The sequence below is a fragment of the Hymenobacter coalescens genome (assembly GCF_054783195.1).
In genome coordinates, this window is record NZ_BAAGRA010000007.1 from 450,244 (window position 1) to 469,624 (window position 19,381).

Here is a 19,381-nt window from a genome sequence, read left to right on the forward strand (position 1 = left end):
GGCTACCTGCGACGACAATTTTCTGAGGACTGGGATGCTGCCGCTCAGCGGGGGCTGAAAGGTTATGCTTAGCCGGGGAGGGGTCCGGGCAGTTACCCTATGCGCTTTTGCTTCGGCTGGCAGTAGCCCGCCGTCATTTTCATACCCAACCAACCCTAATCCCCATTCCTATGAAGAACGGTTTCCGCCCGTTACTCTTCCTGGGCTTGTCGGCAGCCACGGCGCTCGGCGTTGTGGCTTACAGCGCGCAACAAGCGCCGCTGGAAGCCTCCAGCCACCGCGAAGCCCCGCTCATTGCCGACGACCCGTTGGCCGACAACACCGACCTCTACGCCTTCCGCTCGCCGGACGACGACACGAAGGTGACCATCATTGCCAACTACATTCCGCTAGAACTGCCGCAGGGCGGGCCGAACTACAACACCTTCGGCGAAAACGTCCGCTACGAAATTCACATCAAGAACAACCCGGCCACAACCGGCGACGACCTGACGTACCGCTTCACTTTCACGCGGACCAACCAGGACCCGACCACGTTCTTCAACATCCGCCTCGGCCAGCAAAACCTCAAGACCACCTACACCTGCGAGCTGATCAGTGCTTCCGGCACGACCACGCTGGTAACCAACGGCATCGTGCCGCCGCCCAACGTAGGGCCGCGCTCCATCTCCAGCCCCGCCGGGCTGGGCGCCGCGTCGTACAATGCCTTGATGACCAGCGCGATTCAGACGCTGGGCAACGGCACCAAAATCTTCTGCGGCCCTACTGACGACCCGTTCTTCGTGGACCTAGGCGGCATTTTTGACCTGGGCGGCGTACGTCCTCCCGGCCAAGCCCGCGACGGGGTAGCCCGCAAGAATACCCACGCCATTGCGCTGCAGATTCCCATTACGGCGTTGCAGAAAGATGGCAAAACGGCCGCGCAGGCCGTCAACATCCTCGATCCGGATTTCGTCATCGGCGTGTGGGCTTCGGCCAGCCGGCAGGCCATCCGTACCCTGAACGTAGACGGAACCCAGTCGCATTCGGGCGCCTGGGTGCAGGTGTCGCGCCTGGGCATGCCGCTCACCAACGAGGTGATTGTGCCCATTGGCGGCAAAGACGCGTGGAACGCGCGCACGCCCTACAACGAGTCGGCCACGACTGACGACAACCTCTCCAACCCCGAGCTGGGCCTGTACATGGCCACCGGAGCCGCCAACGGCCAGACCTATTTCGGGGCTGCCGTGCCCGGCCTGGCGCCGCTGCGCATTCAGACAGCCTCGCTGGCCGGTAGCCCGGGACTGCCCGCCGCCGGCTTCGACTTCCGCAACGGTGCCGCCGGCCTCTCGGGCCTGGCCGGCAACGCTGCGCTGAACGGCACAGCCCTGGCCGCCAACGCCTTTGGGCCTTACCTGTTGCGCGCTGGCAAGCCCCGCTCGGTGGACATCCTGCCGATTTTCCACACCGGTGTGCCCAACCTGCCCCCGTACCAGCTGGCCACCGGTAAACCCGCCCGCAACCCGCTGGCTGCCGGCAAACCGTTCATCAACAACTTCCTGCTGGCCAACGCCACCGCGGCCAACCCCGGCGGCGACATGCTGCGCCTGAACATGGCCGTGCCGCCCACGCCGCGCAACTCGCCCGACTTCAGCTCCGAAGGGCTGCTGGCCGCTGCCGTGCTCGGCCTGACCGACGCGCGCTTTAATACCAGCCCCGCGCTGCAGATCATTCCGAACATGGACGGCTTCCCGAACGGACGCCGCCTGGAGGACGACGTGACGCGTATCGAGCTGCAAGCCGTGGGCGGAGCCGTACTGGCTGCCATCGGCCTGTTCTACGACGATTACACCGCCACCTCGACGAGCCCGCTGACGCCGCAACTGCTGGGCGTGGTCGGCTTCAACGCTGGCATCACGGCCAACGACACCACGCTGAAAGCAGCCTTCCCGTACGCCCAGACGCCCTGGAGCGGTACCACGGCCCAGCGCATCGCCCTGGCCCAGCGCAGCTCCGGCCTGAACCTGCAGCCGCAGGTGATGACCGCTCAGGTGTACCCGAATCCGTTCGTAAACAGCACCACCATTCGCTACGAGACGGCGGCGAAAATGCCCATTACCATCACCATTGTGGACATGGTAGGCCGCGTAGTGGCCACGCCGGTGCGCAACAAGATGATGGCCGCGGGCGTGCACGAGTTCCGCTGGGAGCCCGGCAAGCTGGCCGCCGGCGAATACGTTGCCGCCATCCAGACGGGCAGCACCACGCTGCAATCGGTGCACATCCTGCACAAGGAGTAAGCACTGCCGGTACGAAGTGGTCCTGCATCCCAAGCGGATGCAGGACCACTCTCGTGGCCGGGCTCGGCAAGCCCGCCAGGCCCAAAGCCGGCGGTTTTCACCCCACATTTTTTCCGTATGTCTATCGGACGACGCCTACTTTACTTGCTGCTGGTGTTGGGCTTCGGCGTATCGGTGGCTGCCGTGCTGCTGGCCCGCAAGCCGGCGCCCATCCCACCCCTGAAGGAGCGGCACGGGTCGCTGGCCCTGGGCGGCGAATGGCTGAACACCCGTCAGGCCGTGGGCGGCTTGCAGGAGCGCCTGCGCCGCAACCCCGACGACCACGAAGCCCGTCTGCAGCTGGCCCAGGCCTACGTGCAGGAAAGCCGCATCACCGGCGACCATACCTACTACGACGCGGCTGCTTTACGCCTCGTGGACGAGGTGCTGGCCGATGAGCGCGACCATTTTGAGGCCTTGTGCACCAAGGCCGTTATCAGCCTTTCGCAGCACCACTTCGGGCAGGGGCTGATGCTGGCCGAACGCGCCGCCGAGCTCAACCCGTACAACGGCTTCGTGCAGGGCCTGCTCTGCGACGCCCACGTGGAGCTGGGGCACTACCCGGAGGCTGTGAGAGCGGCTGACCGCATGAACGAGCTGCGTCCCGACCTGCGCGCCTACTCCCGCGTGTCGTACCTGCGCGAAATCCACGGCGACGTGCCCGGCGCCAAAGAGGCCATGGACATGGCCGTGCGCGCCGGGGTGGCGGGCATGGAGCAGACGGAATGGTGCCGGGTGATGCTCGGCCGCCTCTACGAAAACGCCGGCGACCTGCCCCGCGCCACCGCTGCCTACAACGCGGCCCTGGCGACGCGGCCCGGCTACGCCTATGCCCAGGCCGGCCTGGCCCGCGTGGCCCGGGCGCAGGGCGACTACGCCACGGCCATCCGGCTGCTGAAAATGGCCAAGGCCCAGGTGCGCGACTTTGCCTTCGATGACGAGCTGACCGATCTGTACCGCCTCAGCGGGCAGGCCACCCAGGCCGACGCATCGGCCCGGTCCGTAATTGAGCAGCTGAAAGCCCACGCCAACACCGACGACGAAAACGACGCCGAGGGCCACTACACCGACCGGGAGCTGGCCTACGCCTATTTGAAAGCCGGCAACCTGGACCGTGCCCTGGAGCACGCCAAAACCGAGTACGAGCGACGCCCGGCCAACATCGAGGTGTGCGAAACCATGGCCTGGGTGCACTACAAACGCGGCGAATTTGCTGCCGCGCGCAAGTACATGGCCCAGGCCCGGCGTACCAACTGCCAGCAGCCGCAACTGCTGTACCGGGCCGGCTGCATCGCCCTGCGCAACGGGGAAATAGCCAAAGGCCAGGCCCTGCTGCGCCAGGCCCGCGACCTGAACCCCCACTTGGCTCTCGACCCCACCGACAAGGATTCGCCGCTGCTGCTGGCCCGTCGGTAACCGCTGCTGCTCTGAGATGCTATGAAACCATTTCTGCTGTCCCGCTCGCTGCGCCTCGCCGGCTGGCTCTTGCCCGTGCTGGTGCTGCTGCCGCTGCTGACCGTTGCCCACCCCTTCAGCAACGTCGACATCAGCCGCCTCTCGCGGCCGCAGGCCGTATGGGGCTACCTGCAGCTGGGTTTCCAGCACATCATTCCGCTGGCCCAGGACATGGCCTGGGGGCTCGACCACATTCTGTTCATCATCAGCCTGTTCGTGCTGGAGCCGCGGCTGAAGCCTGTGCTGCTGCAGGCCACCGCATTTACGGTGGCGCACTCCATCACGCTGGGCCTGGCCGCCGCCGGCCTCATCTCGGCCCCGGCCGACGTGGTGGAGCCGTTGATTGCGCTATCCATCCTTTTCGTGGCCCTCGAAAACCTGATTACCGATCGACTACGGCCCTGGCGCCTGGCCGTCGTGTTTGGCTTCGGCCTGCTGCACGGCTTGGGCTTTGCGGGCATCCTGGCCGATATCGGCCTGCCCCGCCACCTCTTTTTCGAGGCGCTGCTCAGCTTCAACGTCGGCGTGGAGCTGGGGCAGGTGACCATCATTCTGCTGGCCTGGCTGGCCATCGGCTGGTGGTTCGGGCCCAAGCCCTGGTACAAGCAGCGGGTGCTCGTGCCCATGTCCGTACTCATCGCCGCGGTGGCCGCCTGGTGGACGGTGGAGCGCGTGTTCTTCGTCTGAGCGGCGAGTTAAGGCCAGCCGCTTAGCGCCAGGTAATTATCAATCCACTCAGTCACTCCCTTTCTCCCACATGCGTCGTCGCCTCACCGTACTGCTGCTCTTGCTCAACTACCTGCTGGTGGTGGCGAGCGGCTGCGTGGGCCGGGAGGACCACTGGGAGCAGTACCGCCCCAAGCGGGCTTACGTGCACAGCCTCACCTGCCAGCGCGACTATGCGCTGCGCCTCGACTGCTTCGACCGCTGCAACGGCGACCAGCAGCACTGGTCGCCGCGCCTGCCCGGGGAAGACATCTGGCACCACCTCACGGCTCAAATAAACGGCACGGACGCGCACCTGCTGGCGGAAACAGCACTGCTGCCGCCGCGCCCGGCTTTGCTCCCAGCCCGGCCCGCCTTTCCGAGGTGGACCCCCGCGCTGGCCCAAGGCCTGCTGGCTGAGCCCGACGCGCCGCCCCGCCGCGGATAAGACCCACGAACAGGCTGCTGACCGCCGGCCCCTGTTCCCCCCCTTCCGCTGCCCCCGCTGGCGTAAGCCGCGCCACGGCGGCGTAGTCTTATCCGTTTTCCGACGACTGGCTGCCTCGTTCCCGGGCGCCCAAGCGTCACCGCTTTGTTGGCTATGCCTACACTTCTACGCATGGACCGCCTGCTTTTGCGGGCTGGTCAGGCTTGCTTATTGCTTGTTCTTGGGCTGCTGCCGGCTCCCGCCGCCCAGGCCCAAACCACCGCAGTACTGCGCGGTACCGTGCTCGATTCAGCCAGTCACCGGCCCTTGCCGGGCGTGACCGTGCGGCTGGAGAGCCGGCCCCAGGACGGCGCTATCACCGATGCGCTTGGCCGCTTTCGGGTGGGCGGGCTTCCCGCCGGGGCCTACCAGGTGCAGGTGACGGCGCTGGGCTACCGCAGCCAGGTGCAGACGCTGAACCTCGGCGCGGGCGGGCCCGAGCCGCTGACGGTGGCGCTGGTGCCCACCGCCCTGCAGCTGGCCGAAGTCACCGTGGCCCAGCCCCGCGACCTGAATCAGAGCGTGGCCGCCCTGGCCGGCATCGACCGGCAGCTGCGGCCCCTAAACTCGGCCCAGGACCTGCTGCGCCTGGTGCCGGGACTCTTCATTGCCCAGCACGCGGGCGGCGGCAAGGCCGAGCAGATTTTCCTGCGCGGCTTCGACGTGGACCACGGCACCGACTTCGCCGTGAGCATCGACGGGTTGCCGGTCAACATGGTGTCGCACGCGCACGGGCAGGGCTACGCCGACTTCCACTTCGTGATACCGGAGACGGTGGAACAATTGCGCGTATACAAGGGGCCGTACTCGGCACGCTTCGGCAATTTCGCCACCGCCGGCGCCGGCGAATTCACCACCAAGGCCAGCCTGGAACAAAGCCAGGCCAAGCTGGAAGTGGGCCGATACGACACGCGCCGGGCCCTGCTGTTGCTTGATCTGCTCGGCCCAAGCGGCCACCTCTTCAGCCGCCGGGGCCGCGAAAGCGCTTACCTGGCCGGCGAGTACTACTTCACCAATTCGTATTTCGAGCAACCGCAGCACCTGAACCGCTTCAACGGCCTGCTCAAGTACACCGGACAGCTCTCGGACCGCGCCACGCTGGCCGTCAGCGGCTGGCACTTTGCCTCGCGCTGGGACGCCTCGGGCCAGATTCCGGAGCGGGCCATCCGCGAAGGCCAAATCACCCGCTTCGGCAGCATCGACCCGACGGAGGGTGGCCGCACGGCTCGTAGCAGCCTCAACGCGCAGCTTACCCTGGACCTGCCCGGCGACGCGGTGCTCACCCAGCAGCTGTACTACTCGCGCTACGCCTTCGACCTGTACTCCAACTTCACCTTCTTTTACCGCGACTCCGTCAACGGCGACGCTATTAACCAGCGCGACACCGGGCGTAACCTTTTCGGCTACACCGGCACCTACAGCCGCTCCGACGAAGTGGGCGGCCGCACGCTGCGCACCACGGCCGGCCTGGGTACCCGCCTCGACGACGCGGGCCTGCTGCTGCGCAACGCCGTACAGCGCCGCGGCACGGATACGCTGACTGCCGGCCGCCTCCACGAGCAGAACCTGCACGCCTACCTCGACGAAACGCTCCCGCTGACCGAGCGGCTGACGCTCAACGCGGCCCTGCGCGCCGACGTGTTCGTATTCGGGTTTCGCGGGCAGCGCCGCGACACCGTGACGGACCCGCTGCAGCCGCTGAACGGCCGCGCCGTGCGCGCCCGCGTCTCGCCCAAGCTCAATGCCTACTACCAGCTCACGCCCGCCGTGCAGCTGTTCGCCCGTTCCGGGTTCGGGTTTCACTCCAACGATTCCCGCGGCGTCATCCGCGCCGCGGCGCACGACAACGCCCTGCCGCGGGCCATCGGCTACGAAGTGGGCTCCAGCTTCAAGCCGGTGCCCGAGCTGATTGTCAACGCGGCCGTGTGGGCCTTGCACCTGCAGGATGAATTGGTGTATGTCGGCGACGAAGGCGTGGTGGAAAGTGCCGGCCCGACGCGGCGGCTGGGCCTCGACCTGGCCCTGCGCTACCAGCTCAGCCCGACCATCTTTGCCGATGCCGACTTCAACCTGAACCGCGGCCGGCTGGTGGGGGAGGCCAGGGGGGGAAACTACATTCCGCTGGCGCCCTCGCGCACCAGCAGTGGTGGGCTGACGTACAAACGACCGAACGGCTTCAGCGCCAGCCTGCGCTACCGCCACCTCGACAGCCGCCCGGCCAACGAGACCAATTCCGTGCGGGCCCGGGGGTACTTCCTGCTCGATGCCGTGGCCAGCTACACCCAGCGCCGGTACCAGGTGGGCGCCACCATCGAAAACCTGCTCAACGCCGAGTGGAACGAAGCCCAGTTCGACACCACCAGCCGGCTGCGGGGCGAGACTGCCCCGGTGTCGGAGCTGCACTTCACGCCCGGAACTCCGTTTTTCGCCAAGCTCAACGCCAGTTTGTTTTTTTAAGCTGAAAGCGCCGCCCACGCCGCAATCAAAAAAGCCGCCCCCAACCTCCGGGAGCGGCTTTTTTATCGTTGGTTAGCGGCGGTTACTTTACCACCAGCTTGCGCGTGAGCCGTAGCTCGGGCACGCTCAGCGTGTACACACCCGCGGGCAGGGCACCGGCCGGCTGCAGGCGCTTCGGCGTGGAGCCGGGGTAGAGCTTCAGTGCTTCCTGGTGCACCACGCGGCCCGTCAGATCGTGCAGGCGCAGCGTGACCAGCTGCTCGGCCGGCGACACCAGCGTCAGCTCGATGCGGTCGGCTGCCGTGGGGTTGGGGTAGAGCTGCAGGTCGGCGGCCAGCGCCGGCTGGGCCGTGGCCGCCGCCGTGACGGTGCGGCCGGCCGTGGCCGTGTTGATGGTCGTCGGGGCCGTGTAGGTCGCCTTCACGAAGGCTTTCTGCGCGGGGTTGGTCGTCGCGTTTTGGCGGGCCCGGATGGTCAGCCAACCGTCGGCCGTGGGCGTGTAAGTGCCCGTGAGCGTGCCCGTGCCGGTACGGCTGCTCACCAGCGTGCCGGCCGCATTGTAAAGGCCCACCACCAGCGAGTACGCGCCGTTCGAGGGGAACAGGGTGTAGGTGACGGTTTTGTTGGCTCCGACGTAGATGCGGCCCGCCGTGCGCAGGGCCGTGGAGCCGGCCGGCAGCTGCCCGCCCTGGCCCAGGGAGCGGCTGTCCCGGTCGCCGAGGTCATCGGCCAGCTCCCATTCCTGGGTGGTGCTCATGGCGGCGCGCACGTAGTTGGTGCCGATGTTCACCGGGGCCCACACCGAGTAGCCGCGGCGGCCGCTGGTGGCGGTGCCGTTGCAGGGCGGCGTGTTGATGGCCACGGTCTGCGAGCCGCTCACCGTCACGGTCGCCGTGCCGTTGGCGCCGGAGTAGTCCTTGAGCACGGTGCCGGGGGCGAAGTCGCAGGAAACGGTGCTGTTCTGCCAGGCCGAGTAGTTGTCGTTGATGCCGATGATGGCCTTGGTGCTGCGTTCGATGACCAGGTGGTCGGCCGCCTGCCAGCGCACTTTGTAGGCGCCGTCCTTGAAGCGCAGGTTCTGGTGGCACCAGATCAGGTTTTCAAGGTCGGAGCGGGTGGGCAGGTCGGCGGTGGAAGTGGGTCGGTGGCTGAAGCGCTTGCCCGTGCCGCCCACGTTGAAGAGGTCCTCGAAGAAGATCTGCGGGGAGCCGTCCAGGGCCAGCGCGGCGGCGTAGGTGGCCGACAGGCGCGGGTCGAACGGGTCGATGTGCGGGGCCAGCTCCGAGCCGGTGTTCCAGCCGGTGTAAGTGCCCGTGCTGCTCAGCTGCGGCCGGAAGGTGTCGTGGTTGTTCACGAAGGGCACGGTGCGGTGCACGTACTGACCGTTGATGAGTACCACGCGCCGGCCCTGCTGGTAGCCCGGCAACGAGCCTAAGTCGAAGTTGCCGCCCCCGCTCACGATGTTGTAGAGGCCGTTGCGCAACCCGAAATCGAAGGTGCCGGAGCGGTTCTGCACATCGGTGCACCACTGGTCGAGCTGCGAGGCGCCGCCCACCCATTCGCCCACGGCGTACATGCCCGCGCCGCCGTTGGCCCAGCCGGCGTTGCTCTGCAGGTTGTAGAGGAAGTCCTCGGTGGCAAAGGCCGGGAAGTGCTTCACCGCATCCAGCCGCACGCCATCGAAGCCCACCTGCTTCTTGTACCAGATCATCCAGCTGCGGGCCTGGGCACGCATGTAGTCGGCGCCCTGGGCGGGGTTGAAAGTGGCGTTGGAGCTTTGGCCGTAGGAGCCGTTGTAGAAGCTCACGTCGGGCCCGAAGTACACGGCGTTCAGGTCGCCGGAGGTGGAGTTGTTGCCCGGATTGGGGTTGAAGTTCTGCCAGTTTTTGGACCAGCGGCCCGAGCGCGCCAGGTAGTTGGCAGCGTCCTCGGCAGAGGCCGGTGAATTGTAGGATACGTAGCGAAAGTTTTTGTACTTGCTCGTGGTGTAGTCTTCCCAAGCAGCCGGGTCCTGCCCGCCCGCCCCGGAGGCGGAGCCCGCGCCGTCCACGTGGTTCAGCACCACGTCCTGCACCACCTCGATGCCGTTGGCGTGGAGCACGGCCACCATGCGCAGCAACTCGTCCTTGGTGCCCAGACGTGTGGCTGTGAAACCTTTCTGGTACTTGTCGCCCAGGTCGTAATGGTCGAAGGGGGAGTAGCCGTTGCCCTGGTTGCCGTTTTTGATGCTCGGCGGAATCCATACGGCGTCCACGCCCATGGTTTTGAGGCGCGGCGCGAGTTCGGCTAGGTAATTGGCCCAGCCGTTGGGGTAGTTGGTGTTCCAGTAGTCCCACCAGAATCCTTGGAGCACAACTTTAGATTGTGCGTGTGCGGGTTGCCCGAGCAGCAGGGCCACGCCGACGGATAGCAGCGCCCCCAGACGGGAGGCCGCGCGCCAGATTTTCAGCATGAGTAAAGGTTGGGGAATGCGGTAAGGAAAAAAAGGACAAAACCGGGAACGTGGAAGCCGTGCCGGGCGGGTAAGTTGCGTAATTTATTTATGGTTGTCAATCATGAAAGCGTAATTGTCCCTTGCCGGGAATCATCTGGAGGTAGGGGCTGTTTAAATATCAGCTGCAGCCTATATCAGCACTTCACCGTATACAACCGAAGTTGTCCGCCAGGCCCGCTAGGGCCGAAACGAACCCCTCCGATGGAAAAGCATAGCAACGTAGTACACCGCCTTCGCCTCAAAGTCCACGCCCGCCGCATTGCCCGCCGGGCGCTGCCCTTTGTGGCCTCGCTGTTTCTGGCCACGCCGCTGGCAGGCCCGGTGCGCTCCACGCAGGCCCACGGGCACAAGACGACGGCCAATGCCTTCGGCAACGAGTCGCCGGTGTGGCGCATTCCCGTGAATGCCGCTACGCAGTCGGCGCTGTTTGCCCAGGGCACGCGGCAGCTTTACGACGAGCTGAACCTGGCCGGGCAGGGCCTGGATTACGAAGTGTTTGAGAAAGCGTACACCGGTTACCTGAACCTGCGCGCCAAGGGCAAACTCGACCCCAACCGCCAACTGCTGAGCGTAGCCGACTTCAATCTGCCCTCCACCGAAAAGCGCCTCTGGGTGCTCGATCTGGACGAGAAAAAGGTGCTGTTTCACACCTTGGTGGCCCACGGCCACAACTCGGGTGAGAACGTGGCCACCACCTTCTCTAACCAGAATGAGTCGAATATGAGCAGCCTGGGCTTTTACGTGACGGCCACCGAGTACACCGGTAAGCATGGCCGCTCGCTGAAGCTGGATGGGCTCGACGTGGGCTACAACGACAACGCCCGCGAGCGGGCCGTGGTGATGCACGGGGCCGATTACGTGAGCGAAGACTTCATCAAGCAGTACGGCCGCCTGGGCCGCAGCCTCGGCTGCCCGGCCCTGCCCATGGACCAGTACGCCGAAATCATTGACGCCGTGGGCGGCGGCACTTGCTTGTTCCTGAACGGCAACGACCCGGGCTACCAGTCGCGCTTCCTGAACCAGAACGTGGCCTTGCAGGAGTTCATTGCCGACGGGACGGCCCAGTCTGCCTAACCGCGGGGCGACCAGAAAGCACCTTGACTTTCAAAGCAAAAGCGCCGCCGGCTCAGCCGGCGGCGCTTTTGCTTTAGGGGAATAACCGTTTTTCGGAGCCGGGGCTGCATAAAGCAGGCCTGCCACAGTCCGGCCGCTTACAGCGTCACCCCGAACTTCTGCCCCACGGCCTGCAGGTCATCGACGACTTTTTGCAGCAGCGGAATGCCACCCAGCAGCCGCTCTTCTGTCATGCGGCGCTCCGGGTCGCCGGGGATGAGCACCTGCTGGCCGGGCACGGCGCGGGCCCCCCGGAACGTCTCGATCCACTTGTCCATGTGGGCCTTGAACTCGGCGGCGGGGCGGAAAGCATCCACGCGCATCACTCCAAAAAAGTGCCCGATGCCCTGGCCCACCGGGTCGGCCGGGGGCTGCAGAAACGCCACGAAGGGCGGCACCCAGGGCCCGTAGTTGGCGCCCGACAGCACGGCGGACAGGATGTCGACCGTCGCGCCGAGTCCGTAGCCCTTGTGGGAGCCGGTTTCGCCGCCGAGAGGAATGAGGGCGCCGCCGCTACGGGTTTCGGTGGGGTTGCTGCTCGGTTGTCCGTCCCGGTCCTGAATCCAGCCGGCGGGGGCGGGCAGGCCCTTGCGCTCCAGAATTTCCATTTTGCCCTGCGCGGCCGTGGTGGTGGCCATGTCGAGCACGAAGGGCGGCTGCTCGCCGGCCGGAATGGCCACCGAAATGGGATTGGTGCCTAGCAGGCGCTCCAGTGAATACGTGGGGGCCACCAGCGGCGAGGCATTGGTTAAGGCAATGCCAATCATGTCGTGCGGCAGGGCCAGCATGGCGTGGTAGCCGGCAATGCCGAAGTGGTTGGAGTTGCGCACTGCCACCCAGCCGGTGCCCGCCACCCGGGCCTTTTCGATGGCCAGCCGCACGGCGTGCGGCGCCACCACCAGCCCCAGGCCCGCGTCGCCGTCGACGACGGCCGTGCTCGGCGTTTCGTGCACCACGCCGATGCGGGGCGCGGCGTTGATGCGCTGGGCTTCCCAGAGGCGCACGTAGCCGCTCAGGCGGGCCACCCCGTGCGAGTCGACGCCGCGTAGGTCGGCGGACAGCAGGGTTTCGGTGGCCTGGCGGGCGTCCGCTTCGGGGCAGCCCATGGCGCGGAATACGCCCTCGGCAAAATCAAACAGGCGCTGGTACTCGAATGTCACTACAAAGGCAAGTTGCACCGCTGGCAGCAGGCGGGGCCAGAATGGCTCATCGATCCGCTAGTCAGCAGGAGTGGAAAAACGGGTGAGAAACGTAACCGATAAGCCGCAAATAGCTTACACCTAATCACCTAATCACCTAATCACCTAATCACCTAATCACCTAATCACCTAATCACCTAATCACCTAATCACCTAATCACCGGCCCAGCATCTCCGCCAGCAGGCCCTCCTTCAGGGCGTAAGCCGAGGCCGTGATGCGCGTGAGCCGGCAGGACTTGAGCACGAAGTCGATGAGCACGCAGGCTACCACAATCATGTCGGCGCGCAACGGGGTCATGCCGGGCAGGGCCATGCGCTCGGCGTGCGTCATCGACAGCAGCTGGTCGTAGCTTAGGTAGAAGCTATCGAGCGAGATGCTGCGGGCCGGCGGCTGGCGCGTGTAGTCCTCGCCCTGGCGCGCGGCCTGCATGTCGCCGAGCGTATCGAAGGAGCCGGAGGCCCCCACGAGGCTGACGGGCTGGAAGTGCTCGGCGGCCGCCAGCATGGGCGCCAGGGCCGCCCGCAGAAACTCGTGCTCGGCGCGCACGTCGTCGGGGTGCATCGGGTCGTGGCGGAAAAAGCGGTCCAGCAGCCGTTGCGCGCCGATTTCGAAGCTGTGCTTCCAGAAAATCGTGTCGGCGTTGGCAATGATGAACTCCACCGAGCCGCCGCCGATGTCCATCAGCAGGTGTGGCTCGGGGCCGAGGCGCACGGCCTGCCGGATGCCCTGGCAGATCAGCTCGGCCTCGCGGGCGCCGGCAATGACTTCCACCCGAATGCCGGTCTGCTCGAAGATGTCCTGCACGAGGTCGAGTCCGTTGCGGGCCACGCGCACGGCGCTGGTGGCCGTGGCGCGCACCTGCGTCACCTGGTGCAGCTCGATTTCTTCCTGAAACGCCTGCAGAGTGTGCAAGGCCCGCCCGTAGGCCGCCGGCGCGATTTCGCCCTGGCTGATGCCGCCTTCGCCGAGCTTCACGCCCACTTTGGTGCGCAGCAGCACCGTCGGCTCATCGCCGGGGCGCGGGGGCAGCTCCACGATCAGCAGGTGAAACGTATTGGTGCCCATGTCGATGAGGGCCAGACGCTGGTGATGAGGATGATGCAGTGACACGTGAACTGGGGACAAGTGACTGGTGAGCAGCTATCGGGCGGGCAGACGGAAACGGTGCGGGTAAGATACGGGCTGGCGCCGAGCGGGGGAGGAGTAAGGGCGCCGGGCGCTACGTCGCGAAGCGGCAGAACGTGCCCAGCGGCAGCTTGCGCTGGCCCTTGTCGTGCAGGTAGATTTCCCCGATTTCGCGCTGCCGGCCGTAGGGCGCGTAGATGGTGTCGATCAGGTTGTCCAGAATCAGCGCCGAGTAGCCGATAGAGTACAGGTTGATGACGTAGAAGTGGTCCTGCGGATCGAGCAGCTCGCGGCACAGCTTGAGCATCTCGTTGAGCTGATCTTCGAGCTGCCACTTCTCGCCGGTGGGGCCGCGGCCGTAGGCGGGCGGATCGAGGATGAGGCCCTGGTACTTGTTGCCGCGCTTCACCTCGCGCTGCACGTACTTGAAAGCGTCTTCCACCAGCCAGCGCACCCCGTCGAGGCCGGAGGCCTCCATGTTGTCGCGGGCCCAGAAGTTCACCTGCTTCACCGAATCCAGGTGCGTCACGTCGGCGCCGGCGGCACGGGCGGCCAGCGTGGCCGCGCCGGTGTAGGCAAACAGGTTCAGTACCCGCGGCTTCTCGGCGCGGCGCTTCTGCGTCTGCTCGTAGATGAACTGCCAGTTCGGGTCCTGCTCCGGAAACAGCCCCACGTGCTTAAACGACGAAAGCCCCAGGCGGAAGCGCAGCTTCAGCCCGTCGGGCCGCTCGTAGCTGATAACCCACTGCTCGGCCATGCCCGGCTTCAGGCGCCACTGACCCTTTTCGGTGGCCGCGTTGGCGCCTTTTTCGCGGGTGAAGGTGGCGTGCGCCCGGTCCCACTCGCTGCGGGGCAGGTGCGGGTCCCACACGGCCTGGGGTTCGGGGCGGCTGAGCACGTAGCGCCCGAAGCGCTCCAGCTTTTGAAAGTTGCCGCTGTCGAGTAGTTCGTAGTCGGGCCAGGGGCTGGTGGTCAGGAATGAGTACATGCGCTACCTTTGGTATACCCGCCAGGCGGGCCGGCAAAGGTACGCGCCCCGGCAAAAACAGCGCGCCGCCCCGAAGACGAAGAAGCATGCGCATGCCGTTGGTGTTGTTGAACGCCGTTATTTTCCGGGTGATGGATGTGATGTGGAAGGACGCCCGCAAAGCCAAACACAAAACCTTCCAAGCCGTGTCGTGGGTGCTCATGCTGCACGCGTTGGCGCCGCCGCTGCTGCGGCAATGGGTCACTGGTTACTACGACGCTTCCTGGAACGGCTTTGCGCTGCTGGGCGTCTTTGCCGCGCCGGTGCTGAACTACTTGCTGGTGTACTGGCGGCGCGATACCGAGGCCGACTTTTACGTGCTTTACCGGCAGCCGCGGGCCACGGCCCTGATGCCCTATGTGCTGGCCTACATCGTGTTGTCGTTTGGTACGTTGAACTATCTGCTGCTTTCTTCCATGGGCAAGTAACCCCTCTGCTGACATGAGCGAGATTCAACGCATCCTCGACCAGCTCGAACGCGCCTTCGACGGCGACGCGTGGTCGGGCCCGTCGCTGCAGGCGACGCTGGACGGCATTTCGGCGCGGCAGGCGGCTGCCCAGCCGCTGCCCGCCGCGCACAGCATCTGGGAGTTGGTGCTGCACCTGCGCACCTGGACCGACACCGTGCGCGTCCGCCTGGAGCAGCGCGCCGCAACGCCCGTGGTGGGGGAAGACTGGCCCGCCGTACCGGCCGCGGCCGACGAAGCGGCTTGGCAGCAGGCGCAGGCCGAACTTAACCGGGCGTATCGGCAGTTACTGGCCGCAGCCAGCCAGCTAACCGACCGTGACCTGGAGCAAGTGCTCGGCGCGGCGCGCGACCGGCCCGAGGGCGCGGGCGTTTCGATTTATGTATTGTTGCACGGTTTGGCGCAGCATTACCTCTACCACGCCGGCCAGGTGGCGCTGCTACGCAAACTGGTCTGATGGCTTTTCTTTCGCATCCCATGCATTTCTTCAAGTACCAGGGCACCGGCAACGACTTCGTCATGATTGACGACCGGAGCCGCACCTTTCCCGCCGACGACTACCAGCTGGTGCGCCGCCTCTGCGACCGGCGCCGCGGCATCGGGGCCGATGGCCTCATCTTGCTGCGCACCTTACCCGGCTACGACTTCGAGATGGTGTACTACAACGCCGACGGCTACGTGGGCTCGATGTGCGGCAACGGCGGCCGCTGTACCGTGGCCTTTGCCAAGCAGCTCGGCGTGATTCAGCAGCAGGCTCATTTCATGGCGGCCGATGGCAAGCACGAAGCCAGCGTCGACGCCGACGGGCTGGTGCGCCTGCGCATGATCGACGTGGCGGGGCAGCAGGAAATGCCCGACGGCATCTTTCTCAACACCGGTTCGCCGCACATCGTCCGCTTCCTGCCGGCTAGCTCGCTGGCCGAGCACAACGTGTACGCGGAGGGCCGTGCGGTGCGTTTTGGGGAGTTTTTCGGCGAGCGGGGCGGCACCAACGTGAACTTCGTGGAAGCGCCCGCCGCTGCCGATCAGCCCTGGCAGGTGCGCACCTACGAGCGCGGCGTAGAAGACGAAACCTACTCCTGCGGCACCGGCGTGACGGCCGTGGCGCTGGCTGCCTCACGCCGCGGCGCCAACAGCCCGGTGCCGTTGCGCACCATGGGCGGCGACCTGTCCGTGTCCTTCCAGCAACACGCCGACGGCTCGTTTACCGACGTGTACCTGAATGGCCCGGCGCAGTTCGTGTTCGAAGGCGACATTCAGCTGTAGCCCATGCTGCGCGGCGACGACATCTACCTGCGCGCCCTCGAAGCCAACGATCTGGCGTTTCTCTATGCCATCGAAAACGACGCGAGCGTGTGGGGCCTGGCCAGCGACACGCTCATGCCCGTGTCGCACTACGCGCTGCAACGCTACCTCGATAACGCGGCCGCCGATTTTTACGAGGTGCGGCAGCTGCGGCTGGTGATTTGCACCACGGCCGACGATGCAGCCGTGGGCACGCTCGACCTGTTCAATTTTGAGCCGCACCACCGCCGGGCAGCCGTCGGCATCATGGTGCTCGGCGAGCAGCGGCGGCGCGGCTACGCGGCCGCGGCCTTGCGGCTGCTGCTGCTGTATGCGCGCAAGACCCTGCATCTGCACCAGGTGTATTGCACCATTGCGGTGCGCAACAAAGCCAGCCTGCGGCTCTTTCGCGCGTGCGGGTTTCGGCGCGTAGGCGTTCGGCAGCAGTGGTTTAGTACCGATGCCGGGTGGGAAGACGCCGTGGAAATGCAGTGCGTGTTAGCGGGCCAGTAGGCCCGCTTTTTTTGTGTTCTACCAGATGCCTGGGCTGGTAGGATGGAGCTATAGTATCCTTTTGCCCGAGCCCTGCGTATGCTAATCTGCCGCGCTTGGTTGAGAGGTACTGTGCCACCGAGCCGACCATTTCTTACTACCGCACCTATCGCCAAACATTTTGACGCTCTAACGCATGTCCTTACTCGATGCCCCGACCTTCGTGCCGGCGACACCTTCTTCCGCTGCCGAGCCGACCGCCGCTGCCGATGCTTTTGCGCCGCAGACGACTGCTACGACCCACCAAGGCACGCTGCCGGATCTGGTGTGTTTCGCGCACTTGCACTGGGATTTTGTGTGGCAGCGCCCGCAGCATCTGCTGTCGCGCTTTGCCAAACACACGCGGGTATTCTACGTGGAGGAGCCGTGCACGCACTTCGACGATAAGGCCATGCAGCCCTGGCTCGAAATCAAGGACCGCGAAGCCGGGCGTCTGAAAATAGTAGTGGTGCACCTGCCCGGTGGCCTGAGCGAGCAAGCCGCCGATCAGGTACAGGCGGAACTGCTGAACGGCTACTTCGAGCAGGAAAACATCACGGATTTCATTGCTTGGTACTACTCGCCGATGTTCCTGGCCAAGTCGCGGCAGTTTAAGCCCGCCTTGACCATCTACGACTGCATGGACGAACTGGCCAACTTCAAGGGTGCCCACCCCGAGCTGCGCAGCCGCGAGCAGGAACTGTTCCAGCAAGCGCAGCTGGTATTTACCGGCGGCCAGAGCCTGTACGAGGCCAAAACCAAGCAGCACCACAGCGCCCACGCTTTCCCGAGCAGCATCGACAAGGCGCACTTCGGGCAGGCCCGCCAGCAGGCGCCGGAGCCCACCGACCAAGCGTCGATTCCGCACCCGCGGGTCGGCTTCTTCGGCGTGGTGGACGAGCGCCTCGACATCGAGTTGCTGGGTCAGCTGGCCGAAGCCCGGCCCGAGTGGCAGTTCGTCATCATCGGCCCGGTAGTAAAAATCGACCCGGCCACGCTGCCCCAGTCCAAAAACATCCACTACCTCGGCGGCAAGGACTACAAGGAGCTGCCCGACTACCTGCGCGGCTGGGACGTGGCCACGCTGCTCTTCGCCGACAACGAAAGCACGAAGTTCATCTCGCCCACCAAAACGCCCGAGTACCTGGCCGCCGGCCGGCCCGTGGTGAGCACGCCCATCCGCGACGTGGTGCGCCCTTACGGCGACCTGGGCCTGGTGCACATTGCCGCCGCGGCTCCGGAGTTCAGCCAGGCCATTGAGCGGGCGCTGGCCGATGGCGCCAACCCCAACTGGCTCGGCCGGGTGGACGAATACCTGGCCACGATTTCCTGGGACCAGACCTGGCAAGGCATGGTCGATCTGATGCAGGCCGAACTGCACAAAGCCCGCGCCTAAGCCAACTACATACGCAACCGCCGCGTCCACACCCCCACTTCACACATCCAATTCACCACCTGCCCCCGGAGCTATGTTTGACTATCTGATCGTCGGAGCCGGATTCGCCGGCAGCGTACTAGCTGAGCGGCTGGCCACGCGTTCCAACAAGAAAGTGCTGATCATCGACAAGCGTAACCACATTGCTGGCAACGCTTTCGACCACTACAACGAGGAGGGTATCCTCGTGCATAAATACGGTCCGCACATTTTTCACACGAATTCCAAAGAGGTGTTCGAATACCTCTCCAACTTCACCGAGTGGCGTCCCTACGAACACTGGGTGTTGGCCTCGGTAGACGGCCAGCACGTGCCGATTCCGATCAACTTGGACACCATCAACAAGCTGTACGGTACCAACATGACCTCTTTCGAGGTCGACGCCTTCTTCGAGTCGCAAGCCGAGGAAGTGCCGGTTATCAAAACGTCGGAGGATGTGGTGGTAAGCAAAGTAGGGCGCGAATTGTACGAGAAGTTCTTCCGCAACTACACCCGCAAGCAGTGGGGCCTCGACCCCTCGGAGCTGGATAAATCGGTGACCTCGCGCGTGCCCACCCGCACCAACCGCGACCGGCGCTACTTCACCGACACGTACCAGGCCATGCCCCTGCACGGCTACACCAAGATGTTCGAGAAGATGCTCGACCACCCGAACATCAAGGTAATGCTCAACACCGATTACCACGAAATCGTGAACGTCATTCCGTTCAAGGAAATGATTTTCACCGGCCCGGTGGACGAGTACTTTGATTTCAAGTTTGGCAAGCTGCCGTACCGCTCCCTGGAGTTCAAGCACGAGACCCTGAACAAGGAGCAGCACCTGGAGGCGCCGGTAGTGAATTACCCGAACGAGCACCTGTACACCCGCATCACGGAATTTAAGGCGCTGACGGGCCAGACGCACCCCAAAACGAGCATCGTGTACGAGTTTCCGAAAGCCGAGGGCGACCCGTACTACCCGATTCCGCGCCTCGAAAACGCCGAGCTGTACAACAAGTACAAGAAGCTGGCCGACGAAACGCCCAACGTGCACTTCGTAGGCCGCCTGGCAACGTACAAGTACTACAACATGGACCAGGTGGTGGCCCAGGCGCTGACGCTGTACAAGAAGCTCACCGAGAAAAACGAAGAAGCGCAGAAAAGCAAAAAGCCGGCTATTACGGGTTCGGTCAGCTTAATGGAAAAGCTGCTGCCCCGCGACCCGGACAAGAAGAAAGCGTAAGGTTTCATCCGCGGGGTGTAGCAGGGGGCCGTGCTTTGCTACACCCCGCGGTATTGTTCGC

The 19,381-nt window shown here is 65.0% G+C and carries 16 protein-coding genes; 12 read left to right on the forward strand and 4 right to left on the reverse strand.

The features are described 5' to 3' along the window. The first annotated feature begins 170 nt into the window (after nucleotides 1–170). The 5 genes from ACYVKQ_RS07520 to ACYVKQ_RS07540 all read left to right on the forward strand — a co-directional run bounded on the left by ACYVKQ_RS07520 (nucleotide 171) and on the right by ACYVKQ_RS07540 (nucleotide 7,422). The gene (locus ACYVKQ_RS07520; protein ID WP_460577212.1) at nucleotides 171–2,279 is read left to right on the forward strand and encodes a DUF4331 family protein; all 2,109 of its coding nucleotides are present in this window, start codon (nucleotides 171–173) and stop codon (nucleotides 2,277–2,279) included. A 117-nt stretch (nucleotides 2,280–2,396) separates the two neighbouring features. After that, nucleotides 2,397–3,734 carry a tetratricopeptide repeat protein gene (locus ACYVKQ_RS07525; protein WP_460577214.1) on the forward strand — a complete coding sequence of 446 codons (1,338 nt, stop codon included), beginning with the start codon at nucleotides 2,397–2,399 and terminating at the stop codon, nucleotides 3,732–3,734. Between the two features lie 21 nt (nucleotides 3,735–3,755). After that, on the forward strand, nucleotides 3,756–4,460 hold the full coding sequence (locus ACYVKQ_RS07530) for a HupE/UreJ family protein (protein ID WP_460577216.1): 705 nt from the start codon (nucleotides 3,756–3,758) through the stop codon (nucleotides 4,458–4,460). A gap of 70 nt (nucleotides 4,461–4,530) precedes the next feature. Next, entirely contained in the window at nucleotides 4,531–4,926 is a 396-nt protein-coding gene (locus tag ACYVKQ_RS07535; protein WP_460577218.1) for a hypothetical protein, read from the forward strand. A gap of 153 nt (nucleotides 4,927–5,079) precedes the next feature. Continuing rightward, nucleotides 5,080–7,422: a TonB-dependent receptor gene (locus tag ACYVKQ_RS07540; protein ID WP_460577220.1), complete on the forward strand. Its 2,343-nt coding sequence runs from the start codon at nucleotides 5,080–5,082 to the stop codon at nucleotides 7,420–7,422. Nucleotides 7,423–7,504: 82 nt separating this feature from the next. Here the strand turns inward: ACYVKQ_RS07540 and ACYVKQ_RS07545 are convergent, their stop codons facing one another. Continuing rightward, nucleotides 7,505–9,874 carry an alpha-amylase family glycosyl hydrolase gene (locus ACYVKQ_RS07545; protein WP_460577222.1) on the reverse strand — a complete coding sequence of 790 codons (2,370 nt, stop codon included), beginning with the start codon at nucleotides 9,872–9,874 and terminating at the stop codon, nucleotides 7,505–7,507. Nucleotides 9,875–10,117: 243 nt separating this feature from the next. Between ACYVKQ_RS07545 and ACYVKQ_RS07550 the strand changes: the two genes are divergently transcribed. After that, nucleotides 10,118–10,990 carry a murein L,D-transpeptidase catalytic domain family protein gene (locus tag ACYVKQ_RS07550; protein ID WP_460577224.1) on the forward strand — a complete coding sequence of 291 codons (873 nt, stop codon included), beginning with the start codon at nucleotides 10,118–10,120 and terminating at the stop codon, nucleotides 10,988–10,990. A gap of 137 nt (nucleotides 10,991–11,127) precedes the next feature. Here ACYVKQ_RS07550 and ACYVKQ_RS07555 read toward each other — a convergent pair whose 3' ends face one another. The 3 genes from ACYVKQ_RS07555 to ACYVKQ_RS07565 form a co-directional block, all read right to left on the reverse strand. Further along, complete coding sequence (locus ACYVKQ_RS07555) at nucleotides 11,128–12,189, reverse strand: Ldh family oxidoreductase (RefSeq protein ID WP_460577259.1); 1,062 nt, start codon at nucleotides 12,187–12,189, stop codon at nucleotides 11,128–11,130. Nucleotides 12,190–12,385: 196 nt separating this feature from the next. Continuing rightward, nucleotides 12,386–13,339 (reverse strand): Ppx/GppA phosphatase family protein, encoded by a 954-nt coding sequence (locus ACYVKQ_RS07560; RefSeq protein WP_460577226.1) that lies wholly within the window; start codon nucleotides 13,337–13,339, stop codon nucleotides 12,386–12,388. A 109-nt stretch (nucleotides 13,340–13,448) separates the two neighbouring features. Next, nucleotides 13,449–14,342, reverse strand: a complete 894-nt coding sequence (locus ACYVKQ_RS07565; RefSeq protein WP_460577227.1) for a class I SAM-dependent methyltransferase — start codon at nucleotides 14,340–14,342, stop codon at nucleotides 13,449–13,451. Between the two features lie 86 nt (nucleotides 14,343–14,428). On the opposite strand from ACYVKQ_RS07565, the gene ACYVKQ_RS07570 reads away from it, so the two are divergent. The 6 genes from ACYVKQ_RS07570 to glf all read left to right on the forward strand — a co-directional run bounded on the left by ACYVKQ_RS07570 (nucleotide 14,429) and on the right by glf (nucleotide 19,320). After that, nucleotides 14,429–14,809 (forward strand): hypothetical protein, encoded by a 381-nt coding sequence (locus tag ACYVKQ_RS07570; RefSeq protein WP_460577229.1) that lies wholly within the window; start codon nucleotides 14,429–14,431, stop codon nucleotides 14,807–14,809. A 13-nt stretch (nucleotides 14,810–14,822) separates the two neighbouring features. After that, nucleotides 14,823–15,305 carry a DinB family protein gene (locus tag ACYVKQ_RS07575; RefSeq protein ID WP_460577231.1) on the forward strand — a complete coding sequence of 161 codons (483 nt, stop codon included), beginning with the start codon at nucleotides 14,823–14,825 and terminating at the stop codon, nucleotides 15,303–15,305. A 20-nt stretch (nucleotides 15,306–15,325) separates the two neighbouring features. Continuing rightward, nucleotides 15,326–16,114, forward strand: coding sequence for a diaminopimelate epimerase (gene dapF / locus ACYVKQ_RS07580; RefSeq protein ID WP_460577233.1), 789 nt, complete (start codon nucleotides 15,326–15,328; stop codon nucleotides 16,112–16,114). 3 nt (nucleotides 16,115–16,117) lie between these two features. After that, nucleotides 16,118–16,645: a GNAT family N-acetyltransferase gene (locus ACYVKQ_RS07585; protein ID WP_460577235.1), complete on the forward strand. Its 528-nt coding sequence runs from the start codon at nucleotides 16,118–16,120 to the stop codon at nucleotides 16,643–16,645. Nucleotides 16,646–16,820: 175 nt separating this feature from the next. Next, nucleotides 16,821–18,059 (forward strand): glycosyltransferase family 1 protein, encoded by a 1,239-nt coding sequence (locus tag ACYVKQ_RS07590; protein WP_460577237.1) that lies wholly within the window; start codon nucleotides 16,821–16,823, stop codon nucleotides 18,057–18,059. A 73-nt stretch (nucleotides 18,060–18,132) separates the two neighbouring features. Continuing rightward, nucleotides 18,133–19,320, forward strand: coding sequence for a UDP-galactopyranose/dTDP-fucopyranose mutase family protein (gene glf / locus ACYVKQ_RS07595; RefSeq protein WP_460577238.1), 1,188 nt, complete (start codon nucleotides 18,133–18,135; stop codon nucleotides 19,318–19,320). Nucleotides 19,321–19,381: the final 61 nt, after the last annotated feature.